The sequence below is a fragment of the Pontibacter sp. HJ8 genome (assembly GCF_054824225.1).
In genome coordinates this window covers 1-1,947 of sequence record NZ_JSYF01000436.1, presented here as the reverse complement: position 1 = coordinate 1,947, position 1,947 = coordinate 1, and the positions used below count along the sequence as shown (strand labels likewise).

At 48.0% G+C, this 1,947-nt stretch carries 1 protein-coding gene; it reads left to right on the top strand.

Annotated elements, in window-relative coordinates; translation table 11 throughout:
• Positions 1-257 precede the first annotated feature (257 nt).
• A partial coding sequence (locus OB13_RS17170; protein WP_461491409.1) for an N-6 DNA methylase occupies positions 258-1,947 on the top strand: 1,690 nt, incomplete at its 3' end.

The window sequence follows — 1,947 nt, the reverse complement described above, 5'->3', positions numbered from 1 at the left end:
TGCTACTTGCCTATTGTTTATGGCTGAACCCCATTTCTTTCACGCCCTATCAGATTTTAAATTTAAAATCTTTGCTAAAACCATGCGGTTCGTCCGCTTGTAGCCTTCCCGAAAAAACGGACTTAAATGCGAATGGCAGGTTAGAGCATTGTGAAACTTGCATATAGTAAGATTTACTTGCAAATTACGCATGGGAGCTGTGCACTGACCCCTTCAATGTCTCCTTGCCATTAACCCCACCCTTTACAAGAAAACAAATGACCGTTCAAGACTACATCACTCGCGTAATTACCCGCTACAAGACTGGCATATCCAGAGAGCACAGCTACCGTGGAGACTTGCAAAACCTTTTGGAAGCGCTGGCACCTGACGTGCTGGTGACCAACGAGCCTGCACACATAGCCTGTGGTGCTCCCGACTACATCCTAACGAAGAAAGGCATTCCTGTAGGCTACATTGAAGCCAAAGACATAGGCGTACAGCTAGGCAGCAAGAGCCTGAAAGAACAGTTTGACCGTTACCGTGCTTCACTGGACAATTTGATTATCACGGACTACCTAGACTTCCACCTGTACATTGACGGGGAGTTTAAAACGTCCGTGAAAATCGCGGAGATACGGCTTGGGCAAATTATCCCGCTCCCTGACAACTTCGCAACCTTTGAAAACCTTGTAAGGGATTTCACCGCTTTCAACGGCCAGACCATTAAAAGTTCTAAGAAGCTGGCAGAGATGATGGCAGGTAAGGCGCGTATGCTGGCCGATGTAATTGAAAAGGCACTGGACAGCGATGAAGAGAACCACGAGAACAGTACGCTGCAAGACCAAATGGGTGCCTTTAAACAGGTGCTCATACACGACATTAAAAACAGGGAGTTCGCAGACATTTACGCACAGACAATTGCTTACGGCATGTTCGCGGCTCGTCTACACGACCCTACCCTGCCTACCTTCACACGACAGGAAGCGGCACAACTAATACCTAAGTCAAACCCATTTCTGCGAACCCTTTTCCAGTACATTGCAGGCTATGACCTTGACAGCCGCATTACGTGGATAGTAGACGGGTTGGCTGACCTATTCAGGGCAACAGACGTGGCCGCGCTGTTGAAGAACTTTGGCAAGGCCACGCAGACGCATGACCCTATCATTCACTTCTATGAGACGTTCCTAGCCGAATATGACCCAAAGCTTCGTAAGGCACGCGGCGTGTGGTATACGCCAGAGCCAGTGGTGAACTTTATTGTGCGTGCCGTTGATGACATCTTGAAGGCAGAGTTTAACCTGCCGCAGGGCTTGGCTGACACGTCAAAGACAAAGGTGACACTGAAAGTGCCTACTGGTGACAAGCGATTTAAGGCGGGCCAACGGGAGTATGAACAAGAAGTGCACAAAGTGCAGATACTTGACCCTGCTACAGGTACGGGCACATTCCTAGCCGAAGTGGTAAAGCACGTATACGGTAAGTTTAAAGGACAGCAAGGCATCTGGAGCAATTACGTGGAGACCCATTTAATACCGCGTTTAAACGGCTTTGAATTGCTGATGGCTTCCTATGCAATGGCGCATCTTAAACTAGACTTGCTGCTGTCAGAGACGGGCTATAAGCCCACAAAAGACCAGCGCTTTCGGGTTTACCTTACCAATAGCCTAGAAGAGCACCACCCCGACACTGGTTCCTTATTTGCCACCGCTTTAGCCAATGAAGCGAACGAAGCTAACTACATTAAGCGTGACACGCCAGTTATGGTGGTTATAGGCAACCCGCCGTATAGTGTTAGCAGCAATAACAAGAGCGAATGGATCGAGAAACTAGTGGCAGATTACAAGAAAGACCTAAACGAGCGAAATATTCAGCCGCTCTCTGATGACTACATTAAGTTTATTCGTTTTGGTCAGCATTTTATTGACAAGAACGGGGAAGGCATACTGGCCTATATCTCCAACA